Genomic DNA, 15510 nt, shown 5'->3' with positions numbered 1-15510 from the left:
TAGTACCCCTAATACAAATGTTGACCACCATTCATGGCCAAATTACTTCCTGTGATAAATGCTGACTTTTCAGATGCAAGGAAAAGTACAGTTTCTGCGACCTCCTCAGGCTCCCCCATTCGACCAACGGGTATTTCACTAATAATTGTATCTAATATCTTTGGAGCTATTTTGCTTGTCATTTCAGTTCTTATATACCCTGGTGAGATAGAATTAACAGTAATACCTTTTCGAGCTCCCTCTAAAGCTAAAGACTTTGTTAACCCATAAATTCCAGATTTAGAAGCTGCGTAATTAACTTGTCCAAACTGACCTTTCTGACCATTCACTGATGAGATATTTATTATCCTACCGTAACCATTACTTTGCATTAGAGTGAAGGCCAATTTACACATATTAAAGCACCCTGTTAAATTTGTGTTAATCACCTCATTCCATTGCTCAAACGACATCTTTTTAATAGAAGAGTCTCGAGTAATACCCGCGTTATTCACTAATATATCTAAGCGTCCAAACTGTTCTTTAACTTGTGCGATTAACTTCTCGCAACTTGAATGGTCAGCAACATCTACTTCCAATAGGTGTAGGTGCTCATTGTTATCAAATCGCTTTTTCTTCCAGTCTGTTGCACGCTGTGAAGAACCAGGTCTTATAGTAGCAATTACAACCACTCCATTACTAAGAAAGCTATCTACAATGGCTGTACCAATTCCGCCGAGAGCCCCTGTTACGACTGCTATTTTTTTTCCTGACTTCATAACCTAATCCCTTGATATTTTATAAAACCTTAATTAGTAATGGATGTGCTTTCTCGCCTGCTTCAACAATATCTTGAACTCGAATGTTCTCAACAGTCTCAATCGCAATACGGTTTTCATCAATACCAAAACCATTCCCTGCCAACACATTTTGATAGCTTTGCGTATGTAGGTCTGTAAAACCGCCTGAAAACTCTAGCTCTTCAGTGTTATCACCGTCATTGATTGTGATACTACGGTAAGTAAGCTTTTCACCTTTCACTGCATTGTCAGGTAGATTGTTTGAGTCGATTGATAAGAACCACTTTACGCGCGCGCGCTCATACTCAAGATAACCACTTGCTGTTTTCTCATCTCTGAAATGCACTTCATTGCTTTTCAGCTCACCGAAGATGAAGTGCAGCATGTCATAGAAATGTACACCGATATTTGTCGCTACTCCACCAGACTTATGATCAAAGCCTTTCCAAGACTTCATATACCACTTACCACGTGAAGTCATATACGTTAGGTCTACATCAAACACTTTATCCGCTGGTGCAGCTGCTACTTTTTCTTTTAACGCAATGATAGATGGGTGTAGACGTAACTGCAGAATTGAATTTACCTTTGCCCCGTACTTTTTCTCATACTCTTTTAGAATATCCATATCTTCTGAGTTTAGAACCAATGGCTTTTCACAAATTACGTCAATACCATTTTTAAGTGCATACTTCATATGTGGTGCATGCAGATAATTCGGACTACAAATTGCAATGTAATCTAACTTCTTACCACGCATTTCTTGATCTTCAACAAATGCCGTAAAGCCTTCAAACTCAGTGAAAAACTCAGCTTCTGGAAAATGACTATCCATAATGCCAACTGAGTCGTTAATATCCATTGCTGCGACAAGGTTATTACCAGTGTCTTTAATTGCACGCAGGTGACGTGGCGCGATATAACCCGCCGCACCTATTAATGCAAAATTTTTCATTTTATATAAATTCCCTAAAGTCTAATATCTGCTTCTGATGGCTTAAGCACGTGTTTAACGTCATATAAAACATGCTTATCTTTACCGAATGAGCGGAGTTTCTGTTCACCCATTTCCTTTAACTCAGAATGATCAACAGCAAGTACAACACCATCATATTTACCTTCTTCAAGCTCGGTAATCAGCTCAAGTCCATATTCGTGCTTAACTTCAGTAGCATCTGCCCAGTTGTCATAAACATCAACAGACATATTAAAGTCTTTTAATTCGTTTACTATATCGATGATTTTTGTGTTACGTACATCTGGGCAATCACCTTTAAAGGTAAAGCCTAGAATAAGTACTTTTGCTTCATCTATATGAATCTTTTTACTAGAAAGTTTCTTTACTAGTTGCGTTGCTACATATTCACCCATACCGTCATTGATACGACGACCTGCTAAAATCACTTCTGGGCGGTAGCCTACTTCCTGAGCCTTGTAAGTAAGATAATAAGGGTCAACACTGATACAGTGACCACCAACCAAACCAGGCTTAAATTTTAAGAAATTCCACTTTGTACCAGCTGCATTAAGCACTTCTTCGGTATCAATATCTAGACGGTTAAAGATTTTTGCAAACTCATTAATAATCGCAATGTTCAAGTCTCGCTGGGTATTTTCAATAACCTTTGCAGCCTCCGCCACTTTGATTGAACTCGCTTTATGTGTCCCTGCTTCAACAATTGCGCCATATAATGTATCAACAAAGTCCGCAACCTCAGGAGTTGAACCCGAAGTGATCTTCATGATTTTTGTGAGGGTATTCACTTTGTCTCCAGGGTTAATACGCTCTGGGGAATAGCCAGCAAAAAAATCTTCGTTAAACTTCAACCCTGAAGCTTTTTCTATTATTGGCAAACATACTTCTTCTGTTGCACCTGGATAAACTGTAGATTCATAAATAACTACATCACCTTTTTTAACGAACTCACCTAACATCTCTGAAGCTTTTTGTAGAGGTGTCAAATCTGGAACATTGTTTTCATCAATAGGAGTGGGTACTGTTACTATATAAACCGTACACTCAGACAAATCGTTTTTTTCACTAGTAAAACGTAATCCCTTTGCTGACTTCAATGCTTCATCTGCAACTTCTAAGGTTGAGTCATGACCTGACTTCAGCTCTTCAACACGCGCACAGTTGATGTCAAAACCCTGTACATTAAACTTTTTCGACAATTCTACAGCCAGCGGTAAGCCAACATAACCTAAACCAATAATACCAATTTTTAGGTCTGTTAATGAATCCTGCAACATTTTTTAAGTCTCTTTAATTTCAAATAGTTCTGCAAATAAGGAAAAACAGTTTTTAACAACACTAAACTTTCAATATGGAATTAGTGCATTAAAAACTAGATTACATTACTTTCCTGACTTGTACTCATAGTTGTAATAACCATAATAGCCATAAGCATTACTGGCTTTCTTTTGTACACCGTTAAATACAACACCTTTCACTTGAATCCCATTTTGTTCAAAGCGATTTCGTGTTAACTCAATTTCTCGAATATGACTTTCTTCGAACCGAGTCACAAGTAACAAGGTACCTGTATGGGCACCAACGATTGCCGGATCTGTTACAGCTAAAATTGGCGGAGTATCAACCAAGACTATGTCATACTGACTTTTAACCTCATCGATTAGTTTGCTAAAGTTGCTATGCATTAATAGCTCTGATGGGTTTGGTGGAATTTGACCTCTTGTAATTACGTCAAGATTATCGACAGATGAGCTTTTAATTACATCTTTTAGTTCTAAACGACCTGATAGGTAATCGCTTAGGCCATTTTCCCACTTCATCGCAAACTGTGTTTGTAAATAACCTTTACGCATATCAGCATCTATTATAAGTATCTTTTTGCCGCCTTGAGCTAAAACGGTTGCAAGATTTACTGATACAAATGACTTACCTACACCCGGACTTGGACCAGAGATCGTAATAACATTATTTGTTGCTTCCATCATTGCAAAGTGAAGACTGGTTCGTAGACTCCTTAATGCTTCGATAGATAAATCAGCTGGATTATCAACTGCCAAAATAGATTTAGCTTTGCCCCTTGCGCCTTTTCTAGCCTTAGAGAAACCAACTAACTTAGTTTGATATTCAGAGTAAGGTACACTTGCATACACAGACAAACCCAATGCTTCTATTTCACTAGGGTCTTGAACTCCTCTATGCAGTACTTTTTTTAATATGACGATTGCTACAGCTAAGAACCCCCCTAGAAAAGTAAATACAGCAACAATAATAATCTTATTTGGTTTAAATGGTCTTAACGCGCTAGATTCTGCATAATCAATAACTCTCACATTACCAACTGTACCAGCTCTAACAATATCCAACTCCTGTGTTTTACTTAAAAGAAGCATATATATTTCGTTATTGACTTCAACATCTCTTCTTAAACTCAGTAGCATCTGTTGAGTTTTCGGCAATCCACCTACCTCACTAAGCAAGTCTTGTTTTTGTGCTTGAATTTGACTAATCTTTCCTGCAACACTTTGATAGAGCGGATGTTCGCTTTTGAATTTTTGACTCATTTCAAGGCGCTCTAAATCCAGCTCTTGCAGCTTAGTATCTAATTCAACAATACGCTCTAGAATCGATTCAGTTTCAATTGAAATATCAACAGACTGCTCGGCTATTTTAAATTGGTTATATTTGGACTCCGCATACTCTAATTGCTGTTTGACAATTGGCAACTGCTTTTGCAGAAAGTCCAATGACTTTTGAGCTTCAGCACCATTTCTAGCAATATTTTGTCTCATGTAATTGTCGGCAAGGGAATTGATAAAATTTTGGGCTTCACTAGGATTAGCAGAGTTCATTTCGAGCACTAATATACCGGTATTTCTACCTTTTTCGTATATTGTCAATTTATTTTGGTAACTTAATATGGTCGCTGATCTCATTCTTTTCCTGATCACAAATTCAGTTCCAGGTCGAGCGACCAACTCTTTAAGTGTTAAACTGATGGAACCTTTTGTTGCTGGTTTGCCAACAACACCATCTAAAATGAGGTTTTCACCACGAAAAAGCTGAAACTCACCTTCCTCGCCAGCAATAAGTATAAATGTCGCACCTATCAAACTTTCTGGTAAGCTAAATTTGAATACATCTATCTTCTCTCCGCCCCAGGCATAACTTGACGCTCCGAATTTTGGTTCAGCTAAAGAACTATCAGATGATGGCACATATCTTCTATAAAACCGCTCTCCTATGTAAGGAAATAGTTTTGGCTTTGCAAATAGATCTAATTCTAAATCATCAACAGTTTTACCAATAATTGCTCTAGACTTAAGCAACTCAATTTCAGCATTAGAATTTGATTTACTATCAAAAACTGCGCTCATTTCATCAAGGCCTGGCAAACTTGCTTTTTTATTCTCTACATGAACAATCGCATTCACTTTATAAATAGGTGTAGCAAACATCGCTTTAATCACGCCGATGACCATAAAGAACAAAGTAAATGCAATAACAAATAATTTTCTATCGATAATTGCACCGACATAAGCCATTAACTCTATTTCTTGCGCTTGTTGAGTGGTTTGCTTAGATTGCACACCACTTAAGTTTGATTGAGCGTTCATTGACTCTTTCATCCTCATAAATACTTCTGCCAAGCGCTGCAGGCGCTATCAATTAATTCGTATACATGCTCGAAAGCTTCACGGCTTTGACGGTAGGGATCAGGCACTTCTTTATCTCCCAACCATTTACCTAATAAAAATGTTTTACCACGAGCTTGCGGATAACGTGAGCATAAATCTTCAAGATGACGCTTTTCCATCACTAATATAACGCTGTTATGAGTAACAAGACTTGTGCTTATTTGCTGACCCTCGTGTTCAGACATATCAACACCATGCTGAAGAGCCAATTCTTGAGCAAAACTATCGGCCGACTTACCTTCAAGAGCAGTTAAACCAGCTGAACTTACCCTAACGTTTTTACCTGCAAGTTTACTTTTTAAAACGTACTCCGCAGTAGGGCTTCGGCAAATATTACCTGCACACACCATTAAAACACTATCAAACATACTGTTTTGCCTACTACTGGTTATCTATATCTTGAAGTCTATCAACGCTTGTTAGTGCTGGTAACAATAAGCTGATCACTTTATTCCATCGTGCAAGTGGCGCACTAGTTACATAGACGATATCTTGTGGGCCAAGTTCGAATTGCTCTGCAAGTACTAGTGACGCAATATTTTTGGCATGCAGTTGATATACATCCGCTATCACACCATCTCTTTCTAAATCGCGTTTACGTAACACAAAAATACCGTTGGCATCTGCACTTCGCTCATCAATACCACCGACTTCGCTGAGCGCTTCAGCTAGATTAAGACCATAGCGATTTATTTCAACTGTACCGGCTCGCTTTACATCACCTAACACATAAACATTTCGTTGGTCGTTGCGGCTTACGTGTACAACATCTCCGTGTTGCAATAAACGGTTTTGCGAAATATCACCTTTTGAATAAAAATCATCTAAACGAATTACTTCTGTATCGTTGCCACGGGTAAACGTCACCGTTTTCCAGTCAGCACGCTCATTAAGACCACCAGCTTGGGTTATTGCATCGATTAAAGTCAGAGGTGTCTCTGTAACGGGAAAAACACCAGGCTGTTTAACTTCACCAGTTACATAGACTTTTTGACTTATAAAACTGACAACCTTTACGTCAATTTGTGGATCTTCAATTACACGACTTAAACGCTTTACTAGCTCTTCTCTTACTTGAGAGACAGTCATTCCTAATGCAGGTACTTTTGGTGCATATGCAAAAGTAATTGTTCCATCTGGCTGAACTTTAAAACCGTCAAACTCAGCAGAACGTTGGACTGCTGCTGGAATTGTTAATTCTGGGTGGTCCCATACGCCAATAGTGAGCACGTCACCAACACCTAACTTGTACTCGTAAGAAGATACGTCCAATCCAGCTTTTGGCATTTTTCTTTGTAAGTCAGTGTTTTGCAGGTTTTTTTTGTGTAGCGAAATTAATGCAGAGTCAATGAGTTGGATATTTACCTTCTCTAATTCCTTCTCAAGGTTTTCTGTTTGCTCACCCTGTTGTAATCCCTCAAAATGACCGCCAGGTATAATTGTACAGCCACTCATTGCCAGAAAACATGCTGAAGCAATGATAGTTTTATAGCTTTGCGCCATTCGTTCTTCCCAAAATCGTTCTTGTTAGCCTTGTTTGATACCAATAAAAAACTGATATAAAGCCTTTGTGTAAAGCTTGGTAATTAAACCACTTGTGGAAATCGTTAGCAAGTAATAGGTATGTGAATTTTCTAGAATTACATAACATCTTAGCCCCTTCCAAAAAAAAACTTTTATTTCAGCGCATTAAAAAGAATTGGTCTTCTAAAACCTCACCAAATTCAATTTTTACATATCAGTAACAAACTGCGCTACTATATCAAGCCAACTTTTCTATTGTTAAATAAGAACTAAGATGAGTTTTAGTTATGAAATACATCTTATTCTTTCTAGTTAATTTAAAGCTCTCATTTTTAATGAATATTCTCACAATGAAAAACAATATTAAACTGGTATTATAGAATCACTCAGAACTAAGAAAAATTACGTATTCTTTTACATTCCACTTTAATAAATATGATCTTTAATGTAATTAAAAATAAAACGAGGATAATCTGACAGAAGCCTTTTCCTTACATGACTATGTAAGATTGCTCTTTGTAACCAACGTACGCCTAATTTTTTAACTATCGGATGATAGTAATCTCCTTTTGTTGCTGTTTGCTCTAAAAAGCCACCACAAGTGTAAAACTCTCGTGCGGAAGGTACACCGTCAACAACCTTTACAAGAAACTCTTCTTGGAGAGGAGTACCCATGCCAATAATAACAATATCAGGTTCTAATATTTCTAAACCTTCTATACAACCTTTCTTTTCTTGCTCACCATTAAAATATCCATCAATACATAAGACAATATTAAGCTTTGGAAACAACTCTAATAGCTTGCTAGGTAAAGTTTTAGCATGCTCTGGCTTACCACCGATAAGCGCTATTTTTAGGTTATTTTCTTGGGCTCTGGCTAGTGTATCTTGCGCAATCGATGAAAGGTCAAAGCTCACCCTATCAATCTTATGCTCGCAGAAAATATTATGAAGTTTTGTATGTAGGGCACCGTCAGAGAAAATTAAGTTAAAGCGTGATGATAAATCTGGCTTGTCTAATAAAATTGGATATGAAAATGGATTTACAAATGTTGCTATTATTTTTTCACCACTATCTTCAAGGTAAACATCATTAACTTTCTGCTCCCATACACTTTTAGACACTATTTGCCCATCAAGTTCATGCATTGTTTTCATAAATATCTAACCCTATACTACATAACTAGAAACTAATTTAATTGATACGGAAGCAATTGCTTTAGTGAATACTTTAACAAAACTATCAAGATGCTTTATTTTAAACGATACTCATGAAGCGGTTTCATTAAAACGATCACAATCAGTGAAAAAAAGATAATCGAACTACTAAAAGCAGATACAGAAAGCCCATTAACTGAAATAATACCCAGTGTAAAAAATGCCGCCCTGTTATCAAACCCTTTCGATTTAAGTATGCATATTGTCAAAATGCAAAGTATTAATATTACTAATAACCCATGCTCTAGAAAAACACGTAGCCAAAAAAGATGTAAGATGAGTGGATAACATACCCCATCACTCACTCTCGAAAACAAACTTTGATAATAAGATAACTGCTCACATGAAGCTGGTGTTAAGGGAGTTAAAGGGCTGTTACCTAATAAGAGCTCTTTTAAGCCCCAACCGGATAAGTTCTCGACAAAAACCATAAAGAATACATACCTATCAACGCCCTCCAACCCACCTGAAGTCATTCTAGACATAATTATTAACAATGCTAGCGAGCCGATCACAAATAACGCTCCAAGTTTAAGTAACTGAATAAGGTTGATTTTATAAAAAGGCCTAAATTGGTATAGGTATATCAGAACTAAGCAGAGTATGGCTGATCGAGAACCTGACAAAACTATCACAAGAGAAAATAATATAAACTTCCATCCATTGGATTTACCAAAAAACACATAAACTAAATACAGCACCGACAAGAAACACATTTCAAAGTTGTTTTCTGTATAGAGTGGAGGTCTTCTGTCTCCCATTATATGTGCCATTGAGTATTTTACTAAAAAGAACCCCATCAGGAATAAAAAACCCTTAGAAAAATACTCAACAGAAACAATTTCTCTTTTAACTAAACCACTCAAAATTGTGAAATAGAGTATAAATTTTAAAGATAATAATAAATCTCTAAAATGGGCACTACCAAAGAAATAGTGAACATATAAAAAATGATAAGAAATGTACGCTAATAAAAAAATAACTATAAGCGTGAACCCCCTAGTAGTTTTAAATAGGAAAATACTAGAAAAAATGAGCAGATCAAAAACAAACGTAAAGTATAGCTCAACACCTACTAAGTAGAATGTAAATGAGAACAAAAAACACAACGCAAAAAGCGCTGAAGTGACAGATTTATAACTCTCACCCAGCCATATAGGTTTAGTTAGCTTCATGATAACCCAGAGAGCATCTCTTTTACTTTGACTTCCATCGAAAGTCTTTCATGTGCATACTCTCTAATTTTTGATTTTTCTATAAATGAGGCTGGCCGCAACGAGCTCAATAAGTCAACAATTGGTTGAATACTTTCATCACATGGGACTGTGAGTCGAAAAGCAGGATTATCCGTAAAATCTACATCTATACCAGAGCCAAGTATCATTAAACCTCTTGCTGCATACTCTCTTGTTTTTAAATCCGCAGCCTCAAAAACTCCCTTTCGATGTAAACCAAGACTGGAAACTCCGATATGAGCTTTGCTATAAACTTGATCTAACTCTTGTTTATTTAGCATGCCTGTAAAAGTAACATTCTTTAAAGATAGAGCATTCGTCAAATTCTTTAAATTCTCTAACTCTTCTCCATCTCCCGCAATAGTAAGGTGGTATTTATTTGGATGCAGGCTATCTATCTTACTCAAAGCTCTCAGAAGTCTATCGTATCCATGCCAATATGCAATGAGTGCTACTGAGACAAGTTGAATCGGTTGTTCATCTGATAAAGTTGACTCTGAAAGCGGGAGTTTATCAACTAAGATTCCATTTCCCATTTTCTTTGTTTTACCTTTTAAACCAAAAGAAAACCAAAATGACTCCTTAGAGTATTGAATTACCCTGTTTGCAGGCCATAACACCCAAGGCCCAGAACAAAGGAGAATCAAATATTTTGCATACCCACCCAGTGTTTTCGTGTTTAAGATTTCACGGGCAACAACACACCTTGGTGTTGGCACATCAACAATTACCTTTTTCCCCTTCAAGCGCAAAAAGCAAATGATAAAAAATAGTAAAGGAGAGAAGATTAATGAATACCGGAAAAAAACAAACTCAGCTTCAGTCTTTAATGCAGCAGCAAGCATTTTAAAACCACCAGATATGGATAGGCTAAAAAACGAACTTTTAGATTTATACCCAACCTTCTCAAATGCTTCCACTGTATTTAAAAGTTTATTAGCAACACCTGGACTATTTTCAAAGTCAATTAGAGAGTAATAATCAACTTTCTTCATTTTGCTTTCCCTTAAAATAAAACTCTTTAATCAGTGCAATAAGCACACCAAGGAAACCACCAAAAAAAACAAACATCAACAATATAATCAACCTCTTAGGGCCCGATTTGTCAGATGGTAAAAAAGCGGGGTCTACTACAGTAAAAACAAATTCAGTGTTTACTGAAGCAAGCATTTTATCTTTCTCTTCGGCAACTAGCATATTAATAAAGCCTGTTTTAATTTCTGAGTCACTTGTATTTGAAATCGCGTCTTTTAAATAAGCAATCTTTTTATTTGATTTTTCTATTGCTTGGTTACGTAATTCATTATTTATATATTGAATTAGGTTATTTAAAGTGCTATAAGCAACATGAGGACTTACATGACTAACAGAAATGCTTACAAACCCTGTTTTGTCATCTAAACTAAGGGACAAATGCTCACTTCGAAAATTCTCTGACAATTCTTTATGTGTCGGCTCTTTACCTTTCAAGATGGTCTCTTCTCTAAGCCACTCTTTACCGTCATATAGCTTTTCATTGAAGAAAAGAGTATTCGAAGTTGGCTCCCAAGATTTGGATGCAAAAAATACTGCTTCTAAATTATGCTCATTCAAAAACTCTCCGATAAAATTATTCCCTTCTAAAAGTTTTAAAGCAATTGAAACGTAGTTATCTTGACCTTGCTTTCCTATTCCAAGCATACTCAACCCGCCGCTTAAAGCCCCTAACCCATTAGAACCGCTAGCATTTAAACCTTTCTCCGGCATCAGTTGAACATGGGAGGTATACAAGTTAGGTAAACTTAAACTATAAAATAAACCAGAAATTGAAGCTAAAAATATAAAAAGAGCGATAACCCACTTTTGTCTTATTAATGCATTTAAAAAAACCGATAGATCTATATCGTCGTTAGATAGTTCGCTTTTATTCATGTAAAACTCAGCCTTAAAACTGTATTCAAATTCATTTCTTTCCCCACTCATTCTTAAGGTATAACCTGTTATAAATTCCAATTATGGTGTAATTATATTTATTGTTCTCAACCTTCTGTGGTTTAGACAGTAATGAACCTAATTGCAAGAAGTGATTTTCAAAATCAGCCCTTAGCTTCCTCTTATAAATACATTTTTTAATGTATTTAGGAAGTATAGGATAAGTAGCGTGAGCCAATTTTCTAAACATGCTTTTTTCTGCAGCATTTTTTTTAGCAAGGCTATTCCTATCTCCGGCTTGAGATTCATAAATTTTCGAAACCTCTTCATTATACCAAAGCCTTTCCTTTCTTACTAAAAGAGGAACTCGACACCAAAACTCCACAAACTCTTTATCCCATAAAGGTAACCACCAATCGAAACCAAAAAACTCATATGTTCGAACGGAGTTAATAATATACTTTGACTGCCGCTCTCTCCAATCCCAACATTCATATATATTTGCATATGATGTATTTGTCTCTTCAAAAGACATAGGTAAATCGTCTTCAATCTTTTCTTTCAAGACAGAGCTATTTGCAAAAGTACTACTAGACTCAATAGGGAGACATGAATAATGATCTAATATTATTCGCTTTATAAGCTGGCTTTTATTTAGTTTTTCATTACTAAATACCTCGCTAGGAATATGTGAACCTGCAACAAAGTCTCCGCTATGTCCAGGAACAAAAATAGCATCCTTATCCACTACCCCTGAGCTCTTCAATTCATGTACTGCCAACCAATCTTGAATATGAGGTAAAGAAACTCCTTTAGAGGCCATTACCTGAAAAGCTCTTGCTTCTTCAGAAAACCACACCTGGTTCCACTTCTCACTTGTGTATTCAATAAAATACCAAGGATAACCTAATGTATCCGCTATATTTTTACTGAAGGTTGACTCTTTGTTTCCTGATTTCCCATAAGAAAAACAGACTACATTTTTATAATTTAGCTTCTTAAGTGTTGAAGCTATTAAGCGAGAATCAAAACCACCTGACAGAGGAAGAACTATTTGCCTTCCGTTTGCAATAGTTAATAGCCTAGAAAACACACTATCTATAACTTCTCTTAAGTTACATTCAAGATCACCCAACAGGTACTCAGCAGGTTCAATGTGATCAAGCAGGAAATAATCATGAAACTCTACCTCGCCATTTGATTTTCTTATTTTCACCAATTGCCCTGCTTCTACTTGTTTAATATTCTCATGCAATGTGTTTGAGCCGCATACATAGCCTGTTAATAAAAACTCATCATAAGAATGATTACACATGGCATTTGAGCCGAGTAACTCTTTTATCCACTCAAAGTCATCAGAAACGAGTATGCGATTCTCGCTTACTGAGTAGAAAAGAGGTATTGTTCTTGCCCTATCAGTCACCAGATAGACATTCTCTTCATCTTGAAAATGTATAGAAAAGAATCCGCAGAGCTCACGAATAACTTCAGATATAGTGGCACCACTAACTATATTTCCAAAAGCCTCAGTATCAATAATTTTACCGTCGTATACTGGCCGCCCAGTTACTTTTGAGGTCTCAAGAATGTTACTCATTACACTATAACTCATGTATTATTTTCCCTAGCTAAAGTTAAATGCTCAATAAGGCTTTTTATGATTACATTAGTTTTATAATTTTCTTTAACATTCAAAGAAATTAAATCAACATTGAATTTCGTTTTATTTTCTTTAAAGAAAAGCATTGTCTCAGCTAACTCATTTATATTACTTGGCTCTACCAACCTTCCATTTTCAGAGTCAACAAAGTCAACCGCCCCGGTCCCTTTACTAGCTATAACTGGCAGCCCTACACTCATTGCTTCAATATAGACCACACCAAAAGCCTCATACTTACTTGGTAAAACAAACACATCTGATTTTTCTAGATAAGCTGCAACCTGCTCTGGTGAAGCATGCCCTGCGAAATAAACCTGTTTACACAAGTCAAGCTGCTTACAAAGCAGTTTAAGCTTCTCTTTCAGAACACCATCGCCAACTATATATAACAAGTCATCACTTTGTACTATTTCGTGAAAAGCTCTAAGTAGGTTTTCATGATTTTTTAATGGGATAAGACTTGCTACACATATAAAGACGGTGCCCTTTTTAGGTGATACCGTTTTTACCTTAAAACTTTCAGTATTAACTAAGTTTGGTAATGTTTCGATATTGGAGCTAGGTGCTATACTTTTGATAAATGGGATTAGTACACTCGAGACACACAGTATTTTAGACGCATGCTGAGCAGCAAGCGCAACCTCTAAAAGTGACATTTCTTTTTTCTCAGCACAGGATACGAATTGATTGTTTGAGAACCGCCCTCTATGCTCTGTAACGATATATGGGATATTAAACTTGCTTTTGATTTTAAAAGCAGCAAAACCTGCCCATATGAGGCTATGTGCATGTATGACATCAGGGGTATAATCATTATTTTTACTGAATTTTTTAAATACTTTATAACTCTTATATGCATATAAAAAAGCATGTAGTCTATCTAGCCTAGGTATACCCGGGATTTGACTCACAATAACTGAAAGCCTTTTGTCTTGTCTTATATTATAATCTGCAAAGAAAATACATATTAGCGCCTTTACCCAAGATAAAAAATTACGCGGCGAAACTCTCTCTATAGATAAAACTTGAACATCCTGCTGCTGTTCAAGCAAACCCTCAGCTTGCGCTTCAAAAAACCCCCCTCCATAAGGAGGGTACCATGATGGTAAAACAAGAATTTTCAAAACTTTGCCTTTTTTATTAAGTAAAATTGCAAACTAACTAAGGAAAAAGAAATCATAAATCGACTAAGTTCGGAGTATTCACTCATTGAGAAGTAAACAACCAAAGTAGGTAAGAGGTAATAAGTAATATGCTTCAGATGTAGTGCATATACTCGTAACAGACTCACATTTAAGTTAGCAAATACAATTCCTATAAAACACAAAACAATCAGTGCGTTTAGAATAGAAAAGTAAATAAGCGCGTCTAAAAAAGACAGACGAGATAATAAAAAAATAAATCCCACTCGGATACACAAAACTATAGAATCAAATTGAGCACCAAGCTTTTGCTTTTCAATTGCAACTAAGACTGAACTTATAGGAGATGCTGTAAAAACAAAATAAACCCAAAGTAACAAATATTTTGATATTTCCCCAGCTTCACTCCATTCTTCACCAAATATTACAGAAAAAAGTGTTGGTAGATACATAGAAAACAACGCAGCCACAGGCGTTGAAATAGCAATAAGTTGCGTGTGAATCTTTAGCGTTTCACTATTCAGTCGCCCCTTTTCTCTATACTCACGTGCATTAGATAAAAATACGTTACTGACCGCAGTACCAACAATAGATACCGGTGCCATTAAAACTCTCTGAGCAAGAACATAAAGGCCTATTGCACTAGCCGAGTAAAAAGAAGAAAACAATATCACAGGTAGCATTGTGCTAGATGTATTCGCTAAAGAAGCGATTAATGAGTATTTAGGAAAGTTGATATACTTTCGAGCAACAGCTCTAACTTCCATAATTTTAACTGTTTTATAATATAAATATATCTTTCGAAAGTTAATAAAAAAAACTAGTGAAGATAAAAAAGCAATAAAGTAACCATAAACCAAACCAAACAAAGTAAAAAAGGAGCACAAAGATTGAGAGACTGCCATAGAAATAGATTGTACAACTTTTGATATACTAAGCATTTTAAACTTAGAGGTTCTAATACAGTAGAAATTAAAAACTTGATAAGCACCACAAAAAAATAATGTTACAGGCAAAAAGTACAAAACATTTTTAGCACTAGAAATACCCAGTATAGATGAGATCTCTTCAGTATATATAAATATTGGCACACTAATTATTGAACAGACTACAGTTAGAATAAACATGCATAGCTGAATTACTGCCTTAGCAATTCGATGAGTTTTAATTAACGGTAATGCCAATTCATATTTAAAACTTGCAGCAACAAGCAAAATCGTAGAGACACTTAAGAAAACTCCAAAGGTACCAAATTGTTCTGTAGTATAAAGTCTAGTTAATAGAGGGGATATTAATAGCAAGAGCACCTGCGCTGACGCTGTACCACTTGCTAGAGTTACAATATTTTTAGTGAATTTACTATTCATTAC

General features: G+C 36.1%; 13 protein-coding genes. All 13 read right to left on the bottom strand.

The window, feature by feature from the left end:
- Nucleotides 1-8 precede the first annotated feature (8 nt).
- The gene (gene phbB, locus ACH784_RS02330; protein WP_404393210.1) at nt 9-758 is read right to left on the bottom strand and encodes an acetoacetyl-CoA reductase; all 750 of its coding nucleotides are present in this window, start codon (nt 756-758) and stop codon (nt 9-11) included.
- A gap of 19 nt (nt 759-777) precedes the next feature.
- On the bottom strand, nt 778-1734 hold the full coding sequence (locus ACH784_RS02325; RefSeq protein WP_404393208.1) for a Gfo/Idh/MocA family oxidoreductase: 957 nt from the start codon (nt 1732-1734) through the stop codon (nt 778-780).
- A 14-nt stretch (nt 1735-1748) separates the two neighbouring features.
- The gene (gene tviB / locus ACH784_RS02320) at nt 1749-3032 is read right to left on the bottom strand and encodes a Vi polysaccharide biosynthesis UDP-N-acetylglucosamine C-6 dehydrogenase TviB (protein WP_404393206.1); all 1284 of its coding nucleotides are present in this window, start codon (nt 3030-3032) and stop codon (nt 1749-1751) included.
- A 105-nt stretch (nt 3033-3137) separates the two neighbouring features.
- Entirely contained in the window at nt 3138-5369 is a 2232-nt protein-coding gene (locus ACH784_RS02315; RefSeq protein ID WP_404393204.1) for a polysaccharide biosynthesis tyrosine autokinase, read from the bottom strand.
- Between the two features lie 14 nt (nt 5370-5383).
- Entirely contained in the window at nt 5384-5818 is a 435-nt protein-coding gene (locus ACH784_RS02310; protein WP_404393202.1) for a low molecular weight protein-tyrosine-phosphatase, read from the bottom strand.
- Between the two features lie 13 nt (nt 5819-5831).
- The gene (locus ACH784_RS02305; protein ID WP_404393200.1) at nt 5832-6953 is read right to left on the bottom strand and encodes a polysaccharide export protein; all 1122 of its coding nucleotides are present in this window, start codon (nt 6951-6953) and stop codon (nt 5832-5834) included.
- 447 nt (nt 6954-7400) lie between these two features.
- On the bottom strand, nt 7401-8132 hold the full coding sequence (locus ACH784_RS02300; RefSeq protein WP_404393198.1) for a WecB/TagA/CpsF family glycosyltransferase: 732 nt from the start codon (nt 8130-8132) through the stop codon (nt 7401-7403).
- A 95-nt stretch (nt 8133-8227) separates the two neighbouring features.
- The gene (locus ACH784_RS02295) at nt 8228-9367 is read right to left on the bottom strand and encodes a hypothetical protein (protein ID WP_404393196.1); all 1140 of its coding nucleotides are present in this window, start codon (nt 9365-9367) and stop codon (nt 8228-8230) included.
- Nucleotides 9364-10422, bottom strand: a complete 1059-nt coding sequence (locus ACH784_RS02290) for a glycosyltransferase (protein ID WP_404393194.1) — start codon at nt 10420-10422, stop codon at nt 9364-9366. Before ACH784_RS02290 ends, ACH784_RS02295 begins: the two co-directional genes overlap by 4 nt.
- Complete coding sequence (locus ACH784_RS02285; RefSeq protein WP_404393192.1) at nt 10409-11338, bottom strand: Wzz/FepE/Etk N-terminal domain-containing protein; 930 nt, start codon at nt 11336-11338, stop codon at nt 10409-10411. Before ACH784_RS02285 ends, ACH784_RS02290 begins: the two co-directional genes overlap by 14 nt.
- 31 nt (nt 11339-11369) lie before the next feature.
- Nucleotides 11370-12950, bottom strand: a complete 1581-nt coding sequence (locus ACH784_RS02280; RefSeq protein WP_404393190.1) for an asparagine synthase-related protein — start codon at nt 12948-12950, stop codon at nt 11370-11372.
- Complete coding sequence (locus tag ACH784_RS02275) at nt 12947-14122, bottom strand: glycosyltransferase (protein WP_404393188.1); 1176 nt, start codon at nt 14120-14122, stop codon at nt 12947-12949. Before ACH784_RS02275 ends, ACH784_RS02280 begins: the two co-directional genes overlap by 4 nt.
- Complete coding sequence (locus ACH784_RS02270; RefSeq protein WP_404393186.1) at nt 14119-15507, bottom strand: oligosaccharide flippase family protein; 1389 nt, start codon at nt 15505-15507, stop codon at nt 14119-14121. Before ACH784_RS02270 ends, ACH784_RS02275 begins: the two co-directional genes overlap by 4 nt.
- Between the last annotated feature and the right edge of the window lie 3 nt (nt 15508-15510).

Source organism: Pseudoalteromonas phenolica, from assembly GCF_044788725.1.
Lineage (GTDB): Bacteria > Pseudomonadota > Gammaproteobacteria > Enterobacterales > Alteromonadaceae > Pseudoalteromonas > Pseudoalteromonas phenolica_C.
This window is presented reverse-complemented; position numbering and strand designations above follow the sequence as displayed.

Bases quoted from the DNA above. Each gene is read 5' to 3' on its own strand.
- phbB (WP_404393210.1), bottom strand. From the start codon at position 758: ATGAAGTCAGGAAAAAAAATAGCAGTCGTAACAGGGGCTCTCGGCGGA.
- ACH784_RS02325 (WP_404393208.1), bottom strand. From the start codon at position 1,734: ATGAAAAATTTTGCATTAATAGGTGCGGCGGGTTATATCGCGCCACGT.
- tviB (WP_404393206.1), bottom strand. From the start codon at position 3,032: ATGTTGCAGGATTCATTAACAGACCTAAAAATTGGTATTATTGGTTTA.
- ACH784_RS02315 (WP_404393204.1), bottom strand. From the start codon at position 5,369: ATGAACGCTCAATCAAACTTAAGTGGTGTGCAATCTAAGCAAACCACT.
- ACH784_RS02310 (WP_404393202.1), bottom strand. From the start codon at position 5,818: ATGTTTGATAGTGTTTTAATGGTGTGTGCAGGTAATATTTGCCGAAGC.
- ACH784_RS02305 (WP_404393200.1), bottom strand. From the start codon at position 6,953: ATGGCGCAAAGCTATAAAACTATCATTGCTTCAGCATGTTTTCTGGCA.
- ACH784_RS02300 (WP_404393198.1), bottom strand. From the start codon at position 8,132: ATGAAAACAATGCATGAACTTGATGGGCAAATAGTGTCTAAAAGTGTA.
- ACH784_RS02295 (WP_404393196.1), bottom strand. From the start codon at position 9,367: ATGAAGCTAACTAAACCTATATGGCTGGGTGAGAGTTATAAATCTGTC.
- ACH784_RS02290 (WP_404393194.1), bottom strand. From the start codon at position 10,422: ATGAAGAAAGTTGATTATTACTCTCTAATTGACTTTGAAAATAGTCCA.
- ACH784_RS02285 (WP_404393192.1), bottom strand. From the start codon at position 11,338: ATGAATAAAAGCGAACTATCTAACGACGATATAGATCTATCGGTTTTT.
- ACH784_RS02280 (WP_404393190.1), bottom strand. From the start codon at position 12,950: ATGAGTTATAGTGTAATGAGTAACATTCTTGAGACCTCAAAAGTAACT.
- ACH784_RS02270 (WP_404393186.1), bottom strand. From the start codon at position 15,507: ATGAATAGTAAATTCACTAAAAATATTGTAACTCTAGCAAGTGGTACA.